This is a genomic window from Mycoplasmopsis adleri, assembly GCF_045276205.1.
GTDB lineage: Bacteria > Bacillota_I > Bacilli_A > Mycoplasmatales > Metamycoplasmataceae > Mycoplasmopsis > Mycoplasmopsis adleri.
In genome coordinates, this window is sequence record NZ_CP174162.1 from 836,075 (window position 1) to 858,705 (window position 22,631).

A 22,631-nucleotide genomic window follows, 5' to 3' on the forward strand; every position below is an offset into this window, starting at 1 on the left:
AAGATTCCAATAACAATTAAAGTAGAAATTAAAAATAGTAAAAACTGTATTAAGGAATAATTGATGTATTTCTTTTTATTAGTGTTCTTCATAATTAACTAGGGTTTTGAGGTCCGCACAATCTTGGGTGAAATGCATAATTTCAGACATGACCGGTTCAATTAAGAACCAAAAATAAAGCAGCACATACAATTATTCCTACAATAAGTCAAATGATCATTTTTTTACTCATAATTTTTATAAGGTTTTAGGCAATTCGTTTGCCGAAACCATTTCTCCTTTATAATTCTAATATTTTTAGTTTTCTATTTTTTTGTTGAACCATCTAAATAAGACTTTCACTTGTAAGTTTAGATAATTTAGTAATAATAATTACTTACAAATTTACTAAAACCACTAAAGCGAAGACAGCTTTTAAAATCAAAAAATAGATTAAAAATTTTAGGATAATTTTAATGTTGAATTCGTCTAACTTTTTTCGCTTTTTCTTTTTTGATATTAGTTTTTTTACTTCTTACAAAGTGTAAAAATAAAGCTTATTTAAATGTTCAATATATTAAATTCTTTTCTTTACAAACCTCCTGTCTATATTATAATTTTTTTTTTTTTTAGATCGGCGAATAATATTCATGCTCTACTTTTTACGTATATCCCTATTTTATAGTCAAAAAACACAACACATCTAACGTGTTGCATCCTTTTAAGATATATGAATATTATTCTATTCATTTGTTTTCTTGGTTTTATTGTATTTTACAAAACGTCTTTTCTTTTGCTTGCCTTCTATGCTTCTTGTGTATCTACATTTAGGGAAGTTTTCACAACCTACAAATTTTTCACCTTTTCAGTTTCTTCTAATGATTAAAGCGCCATTATCTACTGGACAAGGTTCATTTAATACTTCAGGTTGAATTGATGTATGTTCAAGTGTAGCAGTTGCAGCATTAAAACTATTTTGGAACTTACTATAAAAGTCACTCATAACTGGTTCAACAGCAATTTTATTTTGAGCAATTAAGTCTAATTCGCCTTCAACTTGTGCTGTATAACCTTCGTTGATAATGTTTGGGAAACCAGTAATTAATTTAGTTAAAACTAAAATACCATATTCTGTTGGATATAAAGCTCCATTTTTGTTTTCAACATATTCTCTTTGTAAAATAATTTTTACAGTTGAGGCAAAAGTTGATGGTCTACCTACTTTAATTTCATCTAATTTTTCAATTAAAGCACCTTCAGAATATCTAGCAGGTGGTTTGGTTTCATGATTACTGATGTCATAATTAAGAACTTTAACTTCTTGATTTTCTTTAAAATCAGGATCCTTAACTTCTACTTTATCACCTTTAATTATGTAATATCCGTCAAAAACAATTGAACTCACTGTACTTCTAAATACTAATGTATGTTTTTTAAAAGTATAAGTTTTTGCTTTTCTAATAGGTGGAGTAATCAAACATTGAAGAGTGTGTTCATATATTAATTTATATATTTGGTAATCGTAATTATTTAAATTATATTTAGCTTTAGCAGCTTCTGGTTTTAAAGTAATATCGGTTGGTCTAATAGCTTCGTGGGCATCTTGATCACCTTTAAAACCTTTAACTTCAGATAAAACATATTCTTTACCATATGTTTTTTCAATATAGTTATGTGCTTGGTCAATGAAATGTTGGCTTAATCTAGTACTATCAGTACGTGGGTAGCTAATTAAACCACCTTCGCCATAACCTTCATATAATCTTTGAGCACTAGCTTGTGTAATACCAGATGAAAATGGGCTCCTTTTATATAAAACAGCTTGTTTAAGAGGAGTTAATTTTCCAACGCTCTTAGTAGTTTCTTTAATATTTTGAACTACAAAAGTATTAGTAGGTTCTTTATCAAGAACTTTTTTAACATTTTCTAATTCTTCTGGATAAACTCAAGTTTTTTCGTCAGCAACATGCTTATCCATATAAATAGAAGCAGTTGCATCTTTTTCCAATTTAGCTTCAATTAAGTGGTATCCGCGAGGTACGAAATTTAAAATTTCTCTTTCACGATCTACTACTAATTTTAAAGCAATTGATTGAACTCTACCAGCTGATGGATTAGTTGGTGAGTTTGAAAGCTTTTGCTTCATAAGTTTGCTTAATCTAAAACCAATAATTCTATCAAGCATTCTTCTAGCTTTTTGAGCATTAATTAAGTTTTGATCTAATTTACCTGGATGTTCAATAGCATTTAAAATTGCTTCTTTTGTAATTTCGTTATATTTAATTCTTGCGCATTTATCTTTAATTTTTAACACATCGACTAAATGATCGCCAATTGCTTCCCCTTCACGGTCGGGGTCAGTTGCGATATAAACAAATGAAGAATTTTTAACTGCTGCTTTAAGTTTTTTAATAACATCTTTTTTCTCTGGATCAATAACATAATTAGGTTCTCAGGTTTGTAAATTAATACCTAAACCCATTTCGCCAGATGTGCTTAATTTGGTTATGTGACCAACTGAAGCCATAACATCATAACCTGGTCCTAAATATTTTTTAATTGTTTCTACCTTATTTGGTGATTCCACAATAACTAATTTGTTCTCAATGTTTGTATTCATATTATGAATTTTATACTATAAATTTTTAATTATTATGATTATTTTGCTTTTCGTTACCTTTATATAATAATATAAAAATATTTACGAGCAATCCAGCCTCCTGAATATAAAGATTAAATTTATTTAGGTGAAAATAAAACTTAAAGTTTTATATTATGCTGGCATTTAGCACAAAGCTTTCTTTTTAACATTTTCAATAATAAATCAATTTTTTTGAAACTTGAATGGACTAGCTACAATTTTAAAAGGTTATTAAAACTGGATTTTGAATTTTAAAGCTATCTATTTACTTCGTAATAATTTAAACTTTTTAAACAATTTTATTTATGAAAACTAGGACTTTTAAAATTGGAATTTATAATTTTTCGTTAATCTATTATTTTTATAGCAATTGTTTATAATATTTAAGAAAATATAAACACAACAACCTGACATTAAATTCTTTAAAGGGAAGTGATGGTAATAATATGAATGAGAAACAAAAAAGAGTTTATGAGCTTTTAAAAGAATTCATTGAAATTGCAAATAAACATAACTTAGATTATATGGTTTTTTATGGCACACTTTTAGGTGTTATAAGACATGGCGGATTTATTCCATGAGATGATGATATCGATTTAGTAGTAACAAAAGAAACTCTTGATTTTTTAGTTGCTAATTATCCTGAAAAAGTAAAAGTTAATGAAAACAGTGATAATTTTTTATTAATTCCTAAATTTACAAATGATGATGAATGAGATGAAGACGCAGTCTTTTTAGATTTATTTGTTGCTGCTCCAACTACACCTGAAAGAGTAAAAAAATTCTTATCTACCAAAACCAAAATTAGATACTTGCACAGTTATACACATAGAAGAATTTCACCACGTCAATGAGGAATGAAACTTGCAAAATTCTTTTTATGTTGAACATGAGGTACAAATAGATACTTATTAAAAGATGCTTGAAATGATTTATATGATCCAAATGGCACAGAAGTAGCAGTTATTTGCTGACCTTTTAAAAAAGTAACTATGAGTAATGTTTTTGACGAATTGGACTTTAAAACAACGGAAATGAAACAATTTGAAGATCTTTCTGTTAAAGTTCCTAAAAATTGAGAATCTATTTTAGTTAAAAACTACGGTCCAAAATGATACATCCCTAAAAAAATTAAAATGTCTGAACATTTAGGTTTATATGATATTGAAATTTATACACACAAGAAAAAGAAACCTTCAAAAAAGGAAACAGAAAAAGAATAATTCGTTTCATTAAATACATTTTGAAATTTATGATGTTTTCAAATTGAGAACATCTTTTTTTATTACTTTTTGCTTTGCCTAAATATAGGTTTTATCCTGTTTTATTTTTTTATACCCTTACATTATTATGGTTTAATGCTATCATTTAAAAGTTAGAGAACTATTCATAATTAGTAATTTTATTAACTTAAAAATAACTAAAAATAGTAGTTAGAGTATTGAACCAATAATTTGTTTTGATCATAAAAAATGCAACTCAAAACTAATGTTTTAACGTTAAAAAATTATTCAATTAATATTCTTACTTTCGAATCTTTTCAATCTAAATTATATTTTTTTAAAATTGAATTTATTGCCACTTCTAATTAAAACTATTTATTAAGTTATATTTAATTTTTATATAAAATTAAGTTATGGGATTTTTTAGTTATTTAAAAGAAAAATTATTTGGTCGCAAGAAAACCAAAGAAGAAAAAGTTGCACAAAAAGAAGCCGAATTAGAAAAACAACAAGAACAAGAGTTAATTAAATCACAAAAATTAGAAAAATATAGTACCGGTTTAAGTAAATCTAGTTCGCTTGGTTCTAAATTATTAACTCTTCAAAATAAACACAAGCAAATTGATGAGGAATATTTTGATGAACTTGAAGAAATTTTAATTATGGCTGACATTAGTGCAAAATTAGTTAATGCGATTATTACTCACATTAAAAATGAAGTTAAAATTAGGGATTTAAAGAATCCAAAAGATATTGGTGAATTAATTGCTGACCAAATGTTTGTTATTTATACAAACAAGAGTGTAGTTGATACAACATTAAATGTTGAAGATGGTAGACTCAACGTTTTAATTTTTATTGGTGTTAACGGCAGTGGAAAAACAACAAGTATCGCCAAAATAGCTCATAAATATATAAAAGAAGGTAAAAAAGTTTTAATTGCAGCGGCTGATACTTTTAGAGCTGGTGCAGTTGATCAATTAAGCGTTTGAGCTAATAGAGTAGGCACTGATATAGTAAAACCAGTTAAGGAAAATGCCGATCCTGCTAGTGTTGTTTATGAAGCTTTAGACAAAGCTAAAAAAGAAAACTATGACTTATTATTAATAGATACAGCAGGTAGATTACAAAATAAAGTTAACTTAATGAAAGAGCTTGAAAAAATGTATCAAATTATTCATAAATTTGATGAAAATGCTCCTCATGAATGTTTATTGGTTTTAGATGCAACTACTGGTCAAAATGGTGTTAGTCAAGCTAAAGCATTTAGCGAAGTAGCAAAAACAACAGGTATTATTCTTACAAAAATGGATGGTACATCTAAAGGTGGTATTGTTCTTTCAATTAAAGATGAATTTGGTATTAATGTAAAATACATTGGACTTGGTGAAGGTTTAGAAGATTTACAAGAATTTGATTTAGATAATTTCATCTATGAAATGACAAAAGATTTAATGGATAGAAATGAATAAAGATATTAAAGACATCGAAAACATTGAGCATTTATGTGAGTTATTCGAAAAATACGAATCATTTCTAACTCAAACACAAGGTCAAGCTTTTAGATTATATTTTCATGAAAATTTAAGCTATTCTGAAATTGCTGAAATTACTGCAACAACTCGCAGTGCAGCTTATGACAGTGTAAATAAAGCTATTAAAAAATTAATTCAAATTGATAATAAAATGAAATAGGCACTTAACTAAAAGTGCTTTTTTATAGCCTTTTTAGAAAACAACTTACAAAATAATGTTATGAAAAAAATTATGAAAACTAATTTTTATCCTGAGTTTCCAAGTTGGAGCTCTTTTTTATTACTTTTTTCAGTGTTATTTATATATAAATAAAAAAAGTTATTTTTTTACATAATTACATTGTAATTTGTGGTATAATAAAGATATGAAAAAAGACAAATGACTATTAATTTCAAGAAAAAATAAGAACTCTACTTACTTATCTTTAGCACTTTCAGGAGGATTTGGCAAAGGTTATAAGAAATCTATCGGTATCGGTACAGTTGAAAAATGAGAAAAATATTGTTCTGATCCAGTAGAAAAAAATAAAAAACTATCTCAAAACTACAATACTGATTGAGATAGAAATATGATAATTAGACAATTAGAGTTAGATATAAGCAGGGTTAAAATTGAAACAAAACAGTTCAATTATGGATATGATTTGTTATACAGTTTCTTAGAAAAATTAAATCCTTTTAAAGATGCTAAAGTATCAAAATCCAAGTATTTAAATGATTTATTAAAATATATGATTTCAAATAGAATTGTAAATCCGGGTAGCATGCTTTCATCCTTTAAAAATAAAGACAAATTCAATATAAATTTAGAAGTTGAAAAGACGACATTTTATAATACTTTAGACTATTTAGCTGAAAATAAAAATAACATTTTAAAGAGTGTTAACGATACATTGATCAAAGATAAAAATAGAAAAATAGATATTATTTGATACGACTCTTCAACGGTATATTTTGAAAGTTTTGTAAGAGAAGGATTGAGATATCCAGGTTATTCTAAAGATGGAAAATTCAAAGAAGATCAAATTGTTTTAGGTTTAGCAACAGATGAAAACGGCATTCCAATTCACTATAAATTATTCAAAGGGAACACTGCTGATGCATCAACATTTATTAATTTTATTTTGAATATAAAATCACAATATGAATTAAACAAAGTAACACTCATTGCTGATAGAGGAATGAGTACAAATAGAAACATAAGATTCTTAGAAGATAACGATATTGATTACATTTTATCTTATAGATTAAAAGCGGCTTCAAATGACCGAAAGACCTTTGCAATAGATGAATCCGGCTATTTTGGAGACAATAATTTTGAATATAAAGAAACTACTTTTTATTCGTTTTGAAAGAATAGAAGAGCAAACGGACACAAGAGAAGATTGGTAGTAACATATAGTAAAAAAAGAGCATTAAAAGATAAAAATGATAGACAAATTTTAATCGATAATTTTATTAAAAGACAAGATAAAGACGGACTAGTTCATGTTCAAGTAATGTTCGGTCAAAAGAAGTTTAAATTCTTCGAAAAAGTTGGTGGTAAAGGTTATTACAAACTTAACTATGACAAAATTATCGAAGATGAAAAGTTTGACGGATATTATGCTTATGAAACCTCTAGATTTGATTTATCACCTGAAGAAATTGTGAATTTATATTCAAAACAATGACAAATAGAATCAAACTTTAGAGCTTTAAAAAGTGCTTTAGCTGTAAGACCTATTTATGTATGAAGTGAAAAGCATATTGAAGGTCATTTCGTACTTTGCTTCTTATCTCTTGTTTTATTAAATTTTGTTATTTATTATTTAAACAAAGGTTTGAAAGAACTCGGTGTTGTAGATGAAAAAATCACAATCAAAAAATTACAAGATGTAATAAAAGAAACAATCAAAACATGCAAGATTATTGACGGAAAAATTGAAAGTGAAGAATATATTATTAACGACAACAATAATCAAGCAATTCAAGATTATCAAACATATTTAAGAATTTTAAATGAATTAAAATTTTAAATTATTAAAAACAGCTCATCAAACAGATGAGTTGTTAAAAATTACATTGTAAAAGTTGGAAACTCGGGTAGGCACTTAACTAAAAGTGCTTTTTTATAGCCTTTTTAGAAAACAACTTACAAAATAATGTTATGAAAAAAATTATGAAAACTAATTTTTATATATAAAAAACTTTTTATATTTTGCCTTTAAATTAAAATAAAATTATGGAAACAAATGATAAAAAACGTAAAAATACAAATTATATACATCAACAAGAATTTAAAGGCGAAGAAGGATTTATTAATAAACTAAAAAATAAAATTATTAGTAATGATAGTATAATCATTGCCTTAATTGGACAAAATGGATCTAAAAAGCAACAATATTAGAGAAACTTTGTGAAATTGTTAGCAAAGATGAACGGGGTATTAACCTAGCAATCATGAAACTAAAAAAACATGAAGAGGAATATTTTGAATGCATCAAAAATTATATTGGTAATAATTTAAAAAATTTTATTAAATCTCTTATTAGTAGCATAACAAATGAAAAAAAGATAATTCAATGTGAAAAATTTTTAAACGCATTTAAACTTGAATGTGAAAAACAAAAGGATGAATATTTCCTTGAAGAAGACTTTGATTTATTTATAAAATCTAACGATGAAAATTATATTAATTTAAACGATAAAACAATTCGCAGGATTATCAAGAATAATCAATCGACTTATATTTTCTTATGTCTATTGGTAGCATTTGTTAATACTTGTTTAAAATTGAAGAAGAATTATGAGTTTGTTAAAAATATCATGATTTTAGAATATCCAACTATTTATTGTCGCGCTTCTTTAACAAAGAGAATTGCTAACAAAATAAATGTTTTACAAATGAAGAACTTTTGTTCTTTTGTGTTTTCAACACATTCGTCACAATTGTTTTTTGAAATTGCGAATTCGTTAAGACTAAGCTATACTAAAGATGATTTTAATAATAAATTCTTAATAGCGCAAGGTTTAAAAATTAATGAAAAATTAAAATATCGTTTAATTGAAAACAATTTTACACAAGAGGGAATTAATTCAAGAAACTTAGAAATTATTATAAATTGTTGTTTTTCTGAAAACGTTATATTGGTTGAGGGTCTAAAAGACTATGAGCTAGCAAATCAAATTATCAAAAACAATAATCAATTAAACGATTATCTTTGTGATGTTTATGATTGCAACTCAAAAGGTGAAGTCATAAAAGTTTATACTTATTTATGGCAACACAAAATAATTGAGCCTTTTGCTTTTGTAGATATAGACAACGACCCACCAGATTCCCTCAAAGCAAAGTTTACAATTAACAACAAAGAATCTTTCTTTTATGCTTTCGATACTACATTGGAAGAGGAAACTAAGGATAGTAATCCATCTTCTAAAAATAATTTAAAATGATACACATTCCAAAATATACAAAAATGCCAACATATAAAAATATCATTAATGCAGTTTATGAATATTTTAATCGAATAAGACCTGACAAAAATAATTAAAACTTCTTATGCCGGTTTAAAAATCTATTTAAAATATTTTTGTTTATTTTTATTAATTATATTGTTTTATAGAGCTTTTGCTTTATGAAGAATATAGAAATTAAAAAATGAATCTTTTGTTTTTGCGGCTTAAGATTCATTTTTTAAATTAATTTAGTTTGGATAAATTTCGTTTATGTTTACACCTTTAGCATAAATGCCTAATTTATTATCTATAGCATGTTGTTTGCATTTTTGTAAGTAATTATAATATTCTATATTTCCACTATAATATTTATTCCTTTTTTTGTTGGAAATATAATTAACCCTTGCTTTCCCGAATCATGCTATCTGACCACATAAGTTGTAATATTTATTTAAATTATTTTTGTAATAAATGATAGCTACAATTCTTCCATATGGATCACAAATATCCCTAGGAACTCTGTTTTTTGTTGAATTACCTTTATTTGTTTTTTGAGGAACAACATAAATTTCTACAGGTCTACCATCTATATTGCTGTTTTTATATAAATTAATATCAGCATATTTTTTAGTATATTTCTCAGCAATTTTACCATATTCATATTGTATGCCTGTTGTATCAATGAAATACCCATTTGAATCTTTTTTGTGTGTTTCAGGTGTATCTATTCCGTTAAAACGAAATTTATATCCGTTTTGTTTTATTGTGAAAGTATCGCCATCGGCGAATGTTAACACATCAACTTTATAAGCAGTTCCAATTCTAAGAGTATCTTTTTGTATATCTCCTAAACTATAATTAAATTCAGCAGGTGCAAATCCTTCAGGTACAATTGATTCATTTGTTGATACAATTGGCTTATTTGTTTCGTTTGGTTTATTAGTTTCGTTTGGCTTGTTTGTTTCATTTGGAACACTTGTTACATTGTTATTTTTATCATTTGTTTCATTTAAAACACAAGTTGATGAAATTGCTGGAGAAATAAATACAACCGATGTACTTAAAGTTCCTAAAAATAATAATTTTTTGTTTTTCTTCATAGTGTATAAATTATATTCTTTTTTTATAATTAATTACTTGCCTAAAAAGTTAATGATTATGAATGTGAAGTGAACTTCAAAAATACGATACTTATAATAACTTCAAAAATAACGAATTTTTAACTTTTTGGTATCTTTATTTATGCTATGAAAAAAATTGAAAAAATAAATTGTTCTAATTATGAACTTAGAAATGAGTACAGATTAGAATTTATAGCAAAAAATATGAATAAATCCATCACTTGAATTAGTAAATATTTGCAAATTAATTGGCATACAGCAAAGAAACTTAGAGATAAAGTGTTAAACAATTGCTTAATTATTTCTCATAAAAATAAAGGTAATCAACACCATAGAAAAATTAGCACTAATAGGATTGATGAGTTGATTAATGAATATCTCACTTTTATTGATGATGTATATGACCGAAAATGCGATTGTTCTGTTTCATTAATATTTTTTTATGATTATTGCTTAAAAGATTTTGACAAGAACAATATGACTTATAGATTATTCATAAAGAATCTGGTTGCTAAGGGTTTTTATTCAAAAAATATGACCAAGAAAACAAAGAAAAAAGCAAGAGAAAATTTAAGAAAACTTAAAGAAAATAATGGAGATGTAATAGCAATAAAAAGATTAATTAAATATAATGAAACTATGGAAACGACAATGTTTAAAGCAAGAAAATGTAGAGATAATAACCTTGATTTTGGTGAAATAGTTGAACTTGATGCTTGTGAACATCGTTGAATGAATGGCGAAAAATCTAATATTTATGTAGCTGTAGATTCATCAACTTCAAGAGTTTTAGCAGTACATATTGAACAAGGAGAGACTAATCTAGGCTATATGAAATTATTGGAAGATCTATTTAGAAATTATGGTAAACCAAAAATAATTAGAACTGATAAAAGAAGAACTTTTTGAGGTACTGATTATTCGGATACGCCTTTAAAACAGTATTTAAATTCAAAAGGTATAGAACTCCAAAGCTCTAGTATTGCCATTTTTAAACCTCATGTTGAAAGAGCAAATAATTCTCTACAACAATTCTTACCTCCATATTTACATTTAAAGAAAATAAAAACATTTGAAGATTTTATTCACAATAAAGAAGAAATCATTCAAGCTTATAATAAAAGAAATAAAAAAGATTATGAGCACAAGAAAAATATATTTTCGAAAATGGATGAAAGTCAATGTAGTGTCTACTTAACAATAAAAAGAAAGATATACGCATCAACTGTACAATTTCAAAATAAGTTTTATGTTGCTGTTAATGAAGAAAACAAAAGGCAATTTATTTCGCCTGATGACGATGCTGCATTTATTATTAAAAGTGATGGAAGTTTATGTTTCTCAATAAACCAAAAAGAATACAAAACTGAAATTTTAAAAGACAAGGAGCTAAATGATTTTCAGCAATTTTGTATTCACTTTAAATTTGATTCTAGTCAGTCATATTCGAAAGAAATATATCAATGATCTAAAAGAGGCTATTCTTTTTATAGAATGCTTGATGACTTAGTTTTTAAGCTTAAAGATGCTTTAATTAAGTTTGATCCAGATGATGAAACATTAAAGAATATTGTTGTTCAAAACGATGAAATTCTAGAGTTTTTCCATAAATGACTTTTAGAAATAGAATCAAAAAATCTCGACGTCATTTAAACGCAAAGATTTTAAAATTTTAAAACTATAATCTACCCAAGATGATTATAGTTTTTTTCTTTTAAAAAAGAAGAATTTTAATGTTTTTCCAATAATTAATTTGTTTTAAAAAAATCGTTATTTTTGAAGTTCAGTTCACATAATTAATTACTTGCCTAAAAAGTTAATGATTATGAAATTATATTTGTTTCAAAAATATTAAATTAGAATAAATTTTTGTCTTTTTTAATCAATAAATTTAATGACTTTTTAATATAAAAATAACAAAAATGATAATTTTAAAAATTAAGATATTTTAAATATAATTTTACGTATTAGCCTATAAAACAGGCAAAATAAAAAAGCACATACGTGCCTTTTAACTTCTAGCATTAACTTCAGCAGTATCAATTAATACTTCTCTACTTAATACTTGTTCTCATTCTTTAGTGTTCTCATCGAATGCTTTAACTGGTTTAGTATTACGAGGAATATCATAAGAATCTTTTACTATTAATTTATAACTTAAAAGCATTTTAATTTCTTTTTGTTCAAGTTGTTGATGTTCTAAATTGGTTTCATCATTATCGCTATTATCATCTAAAACAATTGTAGTTGCAGTATCTTCATCAACTAATGCTGGTGAATATTCTTCATTAGTTTTTGTTGCTTGTTCAATTTCAATTTCTTTGGTTTGAACTTTTGCTTGTTCTAAATTATTTTCTAAAATTGAAATATCATCTTCAAGATATGAATTTTCATTAGCAACAACTTCCGAATTATCATCCATGGCTTCAAGTTGAGAACTTAAAATTTCTTTAGTGTCATCATTTAAGTTATATTCTGATGTACTTTCATAAGCGTTGATTAATGCTAAAATCTCATCTTTTTTAGCTTCTCAAGCTACTCTATCTAATTTATAAACTGTATATTTTTTGCTTCTTATAAAATTACATAAATCCTTAAGCATTACATATTCTTCAGGATTATTAGCATATTTGTAATCATCGACTACAAAACATAAAGCAGGTTTATTATCTTTCTTAAGAACATAATTAACTTCTAATGTACCAATTGATTCATTTTTAGCTAATTCTAAAAATGGTTTATCTTTAATAGCATTAGCTAGAGTTTGTTCAACTTCTAAGCTAAGATCAGATTGTTCTAGTTCAACTTTTTCTTTATCTAAAGCTAAGAAACTTTGTTTTTGTTTGTCACTTAATTCGAGGAACTCTAATCAACGTTTAAAAATAATTGCATCTTCATTATTTGTTAAAACGTTAATGTCTTCAGCTTTAATCGATTTAATAACAATCATTTTGTCTTTAGCTCTTGAAACCGTAACATTAAGAGCATTCATACCACCAGGACGTCCAACATAAGTTGAATGAATTGCGGTATTAGCATCGTAAGCTACTGACATAATAACTAAATCAGCTTCATCACCTTGAATGTTTTCAATGTTTCTTAATAATAATGTTTGACCATTAATAGCTTTTTCTAAATCAGGATGGTTTTTGAAAATATTGGCTGTAATGAAATCTTGTTGTTTAGCATTAAAACATAAAATAATTATCTTATTATATTTATATAAGTTTTGCTTACATAAATTAATAGCATATTCAGCTTCAACTACATTTTGATTATTTTCTCAAGCTCCATTTACTTCATAAACTTCAATTGGTTTAAAGTCAACATCGGTTTGAGCTGAGTCAATAACATCTAATGTACTATCATAAAAGTATTTACTACTAAAAGTCATTAATGAAGCATAATTAGAACGATAGTTTTTATCTAGTAAAACACTATACATACCTAAACTACGAGCAAAGTCTAATAATGAATCAACCTTGCCATAAATACTTTCTTCATCACTAACTCTAACACCAAATCAGTTACTTGGTTTCATTTGTTTGTCATCACCGGCTAAAATTTTGATCTTAGCTAAGTATAAAACTGGCAAGCCTTTTTCTAAGAAAATTTGGCTTGATTCATCAAGGATTGAATAATCAAATTCTTCCTTTTGTCATGCACTTAAATCAGCATCAGGTGTAACAATAACAATTGGAAAAATTTTCTTAATCATCTTAGCATAACGCTTAATAAATTTATATGGTTCAAGCGATGCTAATCTAACGGTTGCCGCGAATTCAGTGTACTCAGATTTTTCCTCAATATCAAATTTAGAAATACGTTTGATAATGTTTTTAGCAATGAATTTTTTAAGTTCATTTTCATCGCTAATTTGTTTTTCATCAGCATTAGGCAAAATGTTGAATAAGCTTGTTAAATAGTCATAATCGTCAATTTTAAATGTTTTAATTTCTTTTAAAATTTCATTTAAATTGCCTTGGAAATATTTGAAATCGTTAAATAAAGTTTTTGAAATTTTCTTAATTGTTCAATTCATTTTTTTATGAATTTTAAAACGCATATGATTTTTTCTAAGCATGTAATTACATAATTGTTTAGAATCATCAAAATTAAATACTTCAGGATAAATAATGCCTCTTGGAAGTGATACAACTTTAGCTCAAAATTCTTTTGTGAATGATGCTCAATAAAGATGAATTTTAGCTAGAATTTTGCAAGCTTCGATAAAGCGAGGATCTTGAGAAATTGGCTCAATATTATTAACAAAGTTAATATCTTTTGTGCTAATTATTCTAAGAGGTTTTAAATTATCTTGTTCATCAAAGTTTTCTAAATATGATAAATATTCTTTGATAGGTTTATAAAAACTTTTCTTATTCATGTTCTTTGAATTAAGCATAAATAAACAGAAAGTTTTAAGCTCACCCATTCTATTTCTAATAACTTCAAGAGCCGCTTTCTTTTGGCTACATACTAAAGAATTTTTGCCATAAACTAGTAAATTAGTCAAGATGTTTACAATGGTTTGACTCTTACCAGTACCTGGTGGACCTCAAATAATTGTGTTTTGGTTGAGTGAGCTAGCAATAGCTTTATCTTGTGAAAAGTTGGTTGGAGTAATTTTAAAAATACTTGTTTTAGGATTAAAGATTGTTTCTTTAACTCTATTTTTATAGATGTTTTTGTTAAATTCAACTTGAATGATTTTATTAAGTTCATTGTTTTCAATAATTTCAAGCATCCTATTTCTAACATATCCACCTGAAGGATGGAATAATCCTAAGACCACCCCAGGAGCAAATTCAAGTGATTGATTAGTAATTGATTCAGCATCAATATTAGTAAAGCTTTCATTAATGTTAATATCCATTTGGTAAATTTCGCCCCAAACTGAGTGTAAATATTTAATTAATTCTTTAATGGTTCAGTCACCAAAGTTTTCATTAACTTCTAAATCAAAACCGGCATTATTTAATAAGAATAATAATTTTTCATTAATCTTAATATCGCCATTAGATACTAAAAAAGGACGGGCATTACGAATTTCTAAATAAACTTCTTTGAAAAATAAAGGAGCATAAATACTTTTACCTTCAATTGAAGTTTTCACAAATAAAAAGCCTAAATGCATAGGTCAGATGTTAGTTTCAGTGTTTATTTCATTTGCTTTATTTAAAAATAGTTTTCATTTTAATGATTGCTTTTGGAAACTAGCTTTTAATTCTGAAATGATTTTATCACGTGTATTTGCAAAATCTTTTTTAAGCATAATTGTACGGTTCATGCTTACTTCAACATTGTTTTCAGCTAGAATAGTTAAAACTTCTTCAGCATCTTTAGTTTCTTCAAGCAATTGACACATGTTAATTAAATTAAGCTCTAAAATCGGAATATCAAAAGTTTTATTTGAATAAATAAAATCAAAAGCTTTAGGGCCAAATAATGAGTAAAAATCAAAACTATTTTTATTATTCACTCTTGTAAAAACCGCAGTATCTGTTGGACTAACATCTAAAAGATTATTTAAAATACTTTGATATTGTTTGTTTTTATTTGCTTCGTTCATAATGCCTCCTATAATAATCTAAATCATATATATTAATTATAATGATATTTAAATAGTTGATAGAATTTATATAAAAAAATGTAGGCAAATGCTACATTGTTAGTTAAAAAGGTTCATTAAATATAATAATCACTTTGTGTGTCTTCATTATGAAGTTTGCTTAAATAATCATTATCATATGTATAGTTTGTTGAGGTTTGTTCTCATTGCAAGGAATTACGAGAATTTGTAATTTTTGCTGTAATTTTAATGATGATTATTAAAACGAATTGACCTATTAATAAGCCTAATACGGTTCAATAAATACCTTTATTTATAAAAGAATCAAGCTTAATTTTAAGTCCAAAAATTCATAAAGCAATTAATGCTGCATAAGCTAAAGTACAGAAAAGATTGATTAAACCTAAGACCATTAGCTTTTTGCCTTTACCTAAAAGCACAAAACTATATTGAATAATTGAATCTAACACTCATAAAGCTGAAAAAACAATAAATAATTGTTCGCAAATAAAGGCAAAAATCATAATGCTGCTTTTTCCATATAAGCCTGTTTGATAGATGTTTTGTACAGATTTATAAAACTCTTCAAGCCCTCTAGAATCACTGAAGTTATATAAAATGAATGCTTTGAAAAAACCTACAAAATTTATTTGATTTTTGTTTTGTGAAGCAAGAGCTGATAAATATAAATTAAGATTATTATATTGTTGTATTGAAGCATTTAAAGTATTTTGAAAAATTGAAATCATATAAGGCAAGCTTAACAAAATTAATATGAAAATGAATATCATAGCAGCTGCTATCGATACCTTAACTTTCTTCTTAATTTTGATTTTATGTTTCATTTTTAGCTCCAAAAATTTGTAAAAACAAAAAGCAAGCTTTTAATAAGGCTTAATTATGTTTTCTATTATATTAGGAATTTTATTCTCCTCTTAATTCTATTAATTCTTTGTTCAATTCGTACATTCTTTTTTCATAATAAGTTGTATCAAATGGCAAAGTAGTTTGAGAATGAGCTCAAAGTACAACTAGATAATTAACTAAAATTTTGTGTCTAATTAAATAAACTGGATCGTAATCTTCATATTCATCTAGCACTCATTTTTCTTGTTCTTTATTTAATTGAGCGCTTTCAATAAAGTATGCTAATTCAAAGTTAACATCGCCTAAAGTTGCATATTCTCAGTCGCAAAAGTAAATTTTACCTTCTTTAGTTTGTACTAAATTTCTAAGTCACATGTCATTATGTAAAGGTTTAGTTTTATCCATTTTACTTAAGGTTTGGTTCACGCTTCTGTAAAAATCGTTTAGGGCTGGAATATTAATATTCTTTTCTTTTAAAATAGCTCTATAACCTTTAACTCTCGCGGCATGATTAGATGGAGGAAAAGGTAGTTTTGAATTATGTAAGATTTTTAAATCTTTAACAATTTGGATTAAGTTTTCTTTTGAAGCGCTTGGTTCATGACCTTCGATAAATTCTCAAGTGTTTACATCTTTAGTTTCTTTAATTAATTTTGGAACAAAATCGAATTGTTTTAGAAGGCTGTAATTAATTTTATGATTAAAGCCAGTTAATTTCTTTTCTTGGACAAAATAGCCATTTTCAATATATGAAATATTAGTAAAACCAGTTTTTATTATTTGTTTGCTCATGTTACCTCTCAAATTCTTTTTAATTATATAACATAAATGGTTTTTTAGACTTTTAGATTAAGAAAAGTTCATTTTTTGGTATATTTTATACATAAAATATATAGGAGAGATATGGATAAATCAAAAATTAGAAACTTTTCAATTATTGCCCACATTGACCATGGTAAAAGCACACTAGCTGATAGAATTTTAGAACTTACTAATACAGTTAGCTCACATGATATGGATGATCAATTCCTTGATCAAATGGACCTTGAACGTGAAAGAGGAATCACAATTAAATTAAATGCAGTTCAAATTAAATACAAGGACTATATTTTTCATTTAATTGACACTCCAGGGCATGTGGACTTTACCTATGAAGTTTCTAGATCGCTTGCTGCTACAGAAGGTGCTTTATTACTTGTTGATGCAACACAAGGGATTGAAGCCCAAACCTTAGCAAATATTTATCTAGCTCTTGAAAATAATTTAACTATTATTCCTATTATTAATAAAATTGATTTACCTAGCGCTGATATTGAAAGAACAAAAGAAGAAATTGAAAATGTAATCGGCTTGCCTTGTGATGATGCAATCTGCATAAGTGCTAAAACTGGTTTAAATTGTGAAGCAGTTTTAGATGCTATTGTAAAATACATTCCAGCACCAAAAGATGCTGATGACAATAAACCTCTTAAAGCTTTAATTTTTGATTCATACTTTGATGAATACCGTGGCGTTGTTATGCTTATTAGAATTTTTAATGGTACATTAAAGGTAGGCGATAGGTTTAAGTTTATGTCTAATGGTGCTGAATATCACGTGATTGAACTTGGTGTTAGAAACCCAAAAGAAACTAAAAAACAAATGCTTGAAGCTGGTGAAGTTGGTTATGTCGCTGCTACAATTCGTGATGCAAAAGAAGTTCATGTCGGTGATACAATCACGCTAGTTGATAATCCGGCTAAAGAAGCATTGCCTGGTTATAAGAAAAAGCAACCTGTATTATTCACCGGTTTTTATCCAATTGATACAAGAGACTATATGGAACTTAAAGAAAGTTTGGAAAAGATTTCTTTAAGTGATAGTTCAATTACTTGAGAACAAGAAACCTCAAAGGCTTTAGGTTTTGGTTTTGGAGTTGGTTTCTTAGGTATGCTACACATGGAAATTATTCAAGAAAGATTAAGTAGAGAATATAAAATTGGAATTATTGCTACTAGTCCAACAGTTGAATATAAAGTATTCATGACTAATAAAAGTATTGAAATGATTTCAAACCCTAGTTTATTGCCTGATAGAAACTATATCGATCATATTGAAGAACCTTATATCGAAGCAACCATCTTATTGCCTAATGAATATATTGGAAATATTATGGAACTTTGTCAAAATAAAAGAGGGGTTTATAAATCACTTAATTATATAGATTCAGCTAGAAGCAAATTGGTTTATGAATTGCCTTTAGCAGAAATAGTGTTTGATTTCTTTGATAGAATGAAGAGTTTAAGTAAGGGCTATGCATCATTTGAATATGACTTAATTGGCTATAAAACAAGTGAATTGGTAAAAGTTGATATTCTTTTAAATGGTGATAAGATTGATGCTTTCAGTATTATTACTCATAAAGATTCAGCTTACGAAAAAGCTAGAGATTTATGTATTAGATTAAAAGAAGCTATCCCTAGACAAAATTTTGAAGTGCCTGTACAAGCTGTAATTGGTGGTAAAGTTATTGCAAGAGAAACAATTAAAGCATATCGTAAGGATGTTACTCATAAATTACACGCTTCTGACTTAAGTAGATATAAAAAATTACTCGAAAAGCAAAAAGCTGGTAAGAAAAAAATGAAGATGCTAGGTACAGTTGAAGTGCCTCAGGAAGCTTTTTTAAATATTCTTAAAACTAATATTGATGATAAGAAATAATCGATGTGTTCAAATGAATACATCATTTTTTGTGCTTTTTTAGGGCAAACAAAAAAGACATTCTAAGTAAAGAATGTCTCAATGTATTTTTGATTTATTAGCCTATTAAATAAGCAAATTAGGCTTGAGAAGATTTAAATTATTCGAGGATTTTTTCAATGCCTTTTTTCTTCTTTTCTTCTTCAAGAGCTTCTAGAACAACTGGATCAACGAAGAGTTCATAAGCCATGTTTTCATCTTCTAAACGTTCCATTGGTGAGTTAGCAGCACTTTTATTAAACATATAAAAGACAACTATCACAATTCCACCAACTATAAATGCGTCAGCAAAATTAAACACGCCAGCACTTCTTCCTAATCATTTATCAAAAAATGGACTATAAATAATATCTTTAACAGTGTTGTCATTAGCCATACGGTCAATAAAGTTACCCATATCACCAGCAGCAATACCCGCTAGAACTATTACAATAAAGTAATCATTAATAAATAATGGAGTTAGAAGTAAAACCATAAAAAGCACTACACTTAAAATATGAATAAAGATAAAACTAGTTTCTTTATTTATTTTAAATAAAGTAACACCATGGTGATTTAAAGGCGTAAAACCTATAATTCCATAATTATAATCTAGGTTTCTGCGCAATAAATCATCTGAAAAAGCTTCTTTTGGAAAAATATAATTTTTGGTAACTTGGTCAATGATTAATAAAATTGTAAATACTCCAAGAAAGATTATGTATTTAAAAAGGATATTTTTTCAATCGCGCATTATCCTTTGTCAAAAAAGAGCGAATCTGTCTTTAAAAGGTAATTTTATTTTTTCTCTTTCCATATTCCTCCTTATTGTGTTTCTTTATGTTCTTGTTCATACTTAGTAACAATTTTATTACATAATAAACAAAGATTGTCTTTAACTTGTGATGGAGCAAAATGGTTTCAGCATCTTAAACATTTAACTGAATCAAATAATTCAACTTTAGTTTCATTACCAAACTCAACTGAACCTACCATTAATAATTGTTTTAAGTCTAAACTCATAATAAATTCACTAGGATCTTTAATTTGAATTTTAGCTTCGTTGGTACGTTTGATAACATCATCTTTAATTGCTTTTTCTAAAGCTAAATTAATTTCATCTCTTAATGTAAAGAATTCATCTCATTTAGCAAGTAAATCTTTATCATATCCACTTGGATATTCGATTGTTTCTAGATGTACACTTTCTTGTTTATTTGCTTTATTAAAGTATCTATAAGCATCTTCAGCAGTAGTTGGTAAAATTGGTGCTATAGCTTTAATTAGAAAGTCTGTAATTTCGTAAAAGTTCATTAAAGTCATTAAACGTCTTTTTGAATCTAGTTCATCGATGTAAAGTACATCTTTTGAAATATTAAGATAAAAACTTGAAAGTTCAACTACATAATTATTAATTAATTTTATAGCGTTCGAGAACTTATATTCATCGTAAGCTTGATAAACTTGTTCTTTAACTTGTTCAAGTTGGTTTTTAATAAATTCATGAACGCCTGTTCTCTTTAAGTCTGTTTTATAGGTATAACCGTTTAAATTGCCTAAAAGGAATTTGATAGTATTTCTTATTTTACGATATGTTTCGCTGTTTTGATTAATGATATCATCACTAATTGTAATATCGTTTGTATATTCTGAATTAGCTACTCATAAACGTAAAATATCAGCACCTGATTTTTTAATAATTTTAAGCGGATCAACTGTATTACCTTTTGATTTAGACATCTTTTCACCTTTTGAATCAAGTACAAAGCCGTGTGAAACAATTTGCTTGTAAGGAGCATGAGATGTATAAGCTACTGAGTTAATTAATGATGAATTAAATCAACCACGATATTGGTCACTACCTTCAAGATATAAATCATATGGACTATGAACTTTTGGATCAATTTCAACTGCGATGCTGGTTGAACCAGAGTCAAATCATACATCCATAATGTCCATTTCTTTAGTGTAACCTAAGTTTCTAAATTCTTTTGGAAGTAATTCATCAGCTTCTTTTTCTCATCAAATGTCGGCGCCGTATTTTTCAACTAAATCTATTACATAGTCAAAGATTTGAGCATTAATAATTGGTTTTTTATCTTTATCATAAAAGACAATAATTGGAACACCTCAAGTTCTTTGACGACTAATTGTTCAGTCAGTACGTTCACTAATCATAATTGAAAGACGTTTTTTAGCTCATTCCGGATAAGTTGAAATGCCATTTAATTCATTTAAAAGTTCTACTTTAATTTTGTCAATTGAAACAAATCATTGTGGAGTACCTCTAAATAAAATTGGCTTATGAGTTCTTCAATCATGCGGATATGAGTGTTTTATAGAGCTTTTAGATAAAAGTAAATCTTTAGCAAGTAAGTCTGAACAAATTAATTCATTAGCTTTTTCATAAAATTCGCCTTGGTATTTGCCACCTTTATCATTAAGAACTCCATCATCTTCAACGTGCATAATCATTTCAAGTGAGTTCTTAGTTCCGATTTGAAAGTCATCTTCACCAAATAAAGGTGCAATATGAACTAAACCACTACCTGAATCTAAATTAACATGGTACCCAAATACAACAGGACAAATATTACTATTTAAAACACTACGATATTTCATGTTTAATAACTCGTGTGCTTTAAATTCGCTAGTAATAGTTGCTTCAGTCATATGACAAGCTTCGGTAACTTGTTCAAATAAATCACGAGCTACAATATAACCTTTATTTTTATATTCAAAGCGGCAGTAATTAAACTTTTCTCCAACTGCTATACCAGCGTTTGCTAATAAAGTTCAAGGAGTAGTTGTTCAAATAATTAAATTGTCACCTTTTTTAACTTTTTGAGAATCATTATTATCAGTAATTGGAAAAGCAACAAAGATTGAAGGAGATTCAATGTCTTTATATTCAACTTCAGCTTCAGCTAAAGCAGTTTGACTTGATGGTGATCAATAAACTGGCTTTAATCCTTTATAAATCAAGCCTTCTAAAATCATTTTCTTGAATAATCTAAGTTGAGCTGCTTCAAATTTAGGATCTTTAGTTACATAAATTTTCTTAAAGTCAGTAAGCATTTGTAATTGTTCAAATTGACTAATTTGGTGTGCTACTTGTTCATCAGCATAAGCACTAGCTTTTTTTCTAAGTTCAATTTTGCTTAAATTTTTGTAATTTAATTTAGCTTCTGTAAGCATTTTGTGTTCAATAGGTAAACCGTGTGTATCTCAGACAGGTACATAAGGGCTATAAAAACCACGTAATGATTTATAACGAACAATAATGTCTTTTAAAATCTTGTTTAAAGCATGCCCAATATGAATATTACCATTTGCATATGGAGGTCCATCATGTAAAACAAATGGTGTATTTTGAGCATTCTTTTTTAAGACTTTTCCGTATAAACCAATTTCGTTTCAATGCTTTCTAAATTCAGGTTCTTTAGTAACTAAATTTGCGCGCATGTCGAAATCGGTTTTAGGCATATTTAAAGTTTTCTTCAATTCTTCTGCGTTCATAAATATCTCCTT

Annotated in this window: 15 protein-coding genes; 8 read left to right on the forward strand and 7 right to left on the reverse strand. The window is 26.9% G+C overall.

Going from position 1 to position 22,631, the window contains the following annotated elements; genetic code table 4:
• Positions 1–721: 721 nt before the first annotated feature.
• Complete coding sequence (topA, locus tag ACJA22_RS03505) at positions 722–2,599, reverse strand: type I DNA topoisomerase (RefSeq protein WP_406616889.1); 1,878 nt, start codon at positions 2,597–2,599, stop codon at positions 722–724.
• Positions 2,600–3,066: 467 nt separating this feature from the next.
• Here topA and mf1 point away from each other — a divergent pair, with 467 nt between their 5' ends.
• The 6 genes from mf1 (at position 3,067) to ACJA22_RS03535 (ending at position 8,894) form a co-directional block, all read left to right on the forward strand.
• Positions 3,067–3,843, forward strand: a complete 777-nt coding sequence (gene mf1 / locus ACJA22_RS03510) for a diacylglycerol cholinephosphotransferase Mf1 (protein ID WP_406616890.1) — start codon at positions 3,067–3,069, stop codon at positions 3,841–3,843.
• Between the two features lie 413 nt (positions 3,844–4,256).
• Positions 4,257–5,315 carry a signal recognition particle-docking protein FtsY gene (gene ftsY / locus ACJA22_RS03515; protein ID WP_406616891.1) on the forward strand — a complete coding sequence of 353 codons (1,059 nt, stop codon included), beginning with the start codon at positions 4,257–4,259 and terminating at the stop codon, positions 5,313–5,315.
• Positions 5,308–5,538, forward strand: coding sequence for a hypothetical protein (locus ACJA22_RS03520; protein ID WP_406616892.1), 231 nt, complete (start codon positions 5,308–5,310; stop codon positions 5,536–5,538). Before ftsY ends, ACJA22_RS03520 begins: the two co-directional genes overlap by 8 nt.
• A gap of 205 nt (positions 5,539–5,743) precedes the next feature.
• Complete coding sequence (locus ACJA22_RS03525; RefSeq protein ID WP_406616893.1) at positions 5,744–7,396, forward strand: IS1634 family transposase; 1,653 nt, start codon at positions 5,744–5,746, stop codon at positions 7,394–7,396.
• Between the two features lie 206 nt (positions 7,397–7,602).
• Positions 7,603–7,767: a hypothetical protein gene (locus ACJA22_RS03530; RefSeq protein WP_406616894.1), complete on the forward strand. Its 165-nt coding sequence runs from the start codon at positions 7,603–7,605 to the stop codon at positions 7,765–7,767.
• 53 nt (positions 7,768–7,820) lie between these two features.
• Positions 7,821–8,894, forward strand: coding sequence for a TOPRIM nucleotidyl transferase/hydrolase domain-containing protein (locus ACJA22_RS03535; protein ID WP_406616895.1), 1,074 nt, complete (start codon positions 7,821–7,823; stop codon positions 8,892–8,894).
• A gap of 173 nt (positions 8,895–9,067) precedes the next feature.
• On the opposite strand, the gene ACJA22_RS03540 is transcribed toward ACJA22_RS03535, so the two are convergent.
• The gene (locus ACJA22_RS03540; RefSeq protein ID WP_406616896.1) at positions 9,068–9,919 is read right to left on the reverse strand and encodes a thermonuclease family protein; all 852 of its coding nucleotides are present in this window, start codon (positions 9,917–9,919) and stop codon (positions 9,068–9,070) included.
• A 147-nt stretch (positions 9,920–10,066) separates the two neighbouring features.
• Between ACJA22_RS03540 and ACJA22_RS03545 the strand changes: the two genes are divergently transcribed.
• Positions 10,067–11,593 (forward strand): hypothetical protein, encoded by a 1,527-nt coding sequence (locus ACJA22_RS03545; protein ID WP_406616897.1) that lies wholly within the window; start codon positions 10,067–10,069, stop codon positions 11,591–11,593.
• A gap of 358 nt (positions 11,594–11,951) precedes the next feature.
• Here the strand turns inward: ACJA22_RS03545 and ACJA22_RS03550 are convergent, their stop codons facing one another.
• The 3 genes from ACJA22_RS03550 to ACJA22_RS03560 all read right to left on the reverse strand — a co-directional run bounded on the left by ACJA22_RS03550 (position 11,952) and on the right by ACJA22_RS03560 (position 17,171).
• Complete coding sequence (locus ACJA22_RS03550) at positions 11,952–15,512, reverse strand: DEAD/DEAH box helicase (RefSeq protein ID WP_406616898.1); 3,561 nt, start codon at positions 15,510–15,512, stop codon at positions 11,952–11,954.
• 116 nt (positions 15,513–15,628) lie between these two features.
• Positions 15,629–16,357, reverse strand: coding sequence for a hypothetical protein (locus ACJA22_RS03555; protein ID WP_406616899.1), 729 nt, complete (start codon positions 16,355–16,357; stop codon positions 15,629–15,631).
• Between the two features lie 79 nt (positions 16,358–16,436).
• A complete protein-coding gene (locus ACJA22_RS03560; RefSeq protein ID WP_406616900.1) occupies positions 16,437–17,171 on the reverse strand; it encodes a phosphotransferase in 735 nt (244 codons plus the stop codon).
• A 111-nt stretch (positions 17,172–17,282) separates the two neighbouring features.
• Here ACJA22_RS03560 and lepA point away from each other — a divergent pair, with 111 nt between their 5' ends.
• On the forward strand, positions 17,283–19,082 hold the full coding sequence (gene lepA / locus ACJA22_RS03565) for a translation elongation factor 4 (RefSeq protein WP_406616901.1): 1,800 nt from the start codon (positions 17,283–17,285) through the stop codon (positions 19,080–19,082).
• Between the two features lie 139 nt (positions 19,083–19,221).
• On the opposite strand, the gene ACJA22_RS03570 is transcribed toward lepA, so the two are convergent.
• Both ACJA22_RS03570 and ileS read right to left on the reverse strand, forming a co-directional pair.
• Complete coding sequence (locus tag ACJA22_RS03570) at positions 19,222–19,917, reverse strand: signal peptidase II (RefSeq protein WP_406616902.1); 696 nt, start codon at positions 19,915–19,917, stop codon at positions 19,222–19,224.
• An 8-nt stretch (positions 19,918–19,925) separates the two neighbouring features.
• Positions 19,926–22,619: an isoleucine--tRNA ligase gene (gene ileS / locus ACJA22_RS03575; protein ID WP_406616903.1), complete on the reverse strand. Its 2,694-nt coding sequence runs from the start codon at positions 22,617–22,619 to the stop codon at positions 19,926–19,928.
• Between the last annotated feature and the right edge of the window lie 12 nt (positions 22,620–22,631).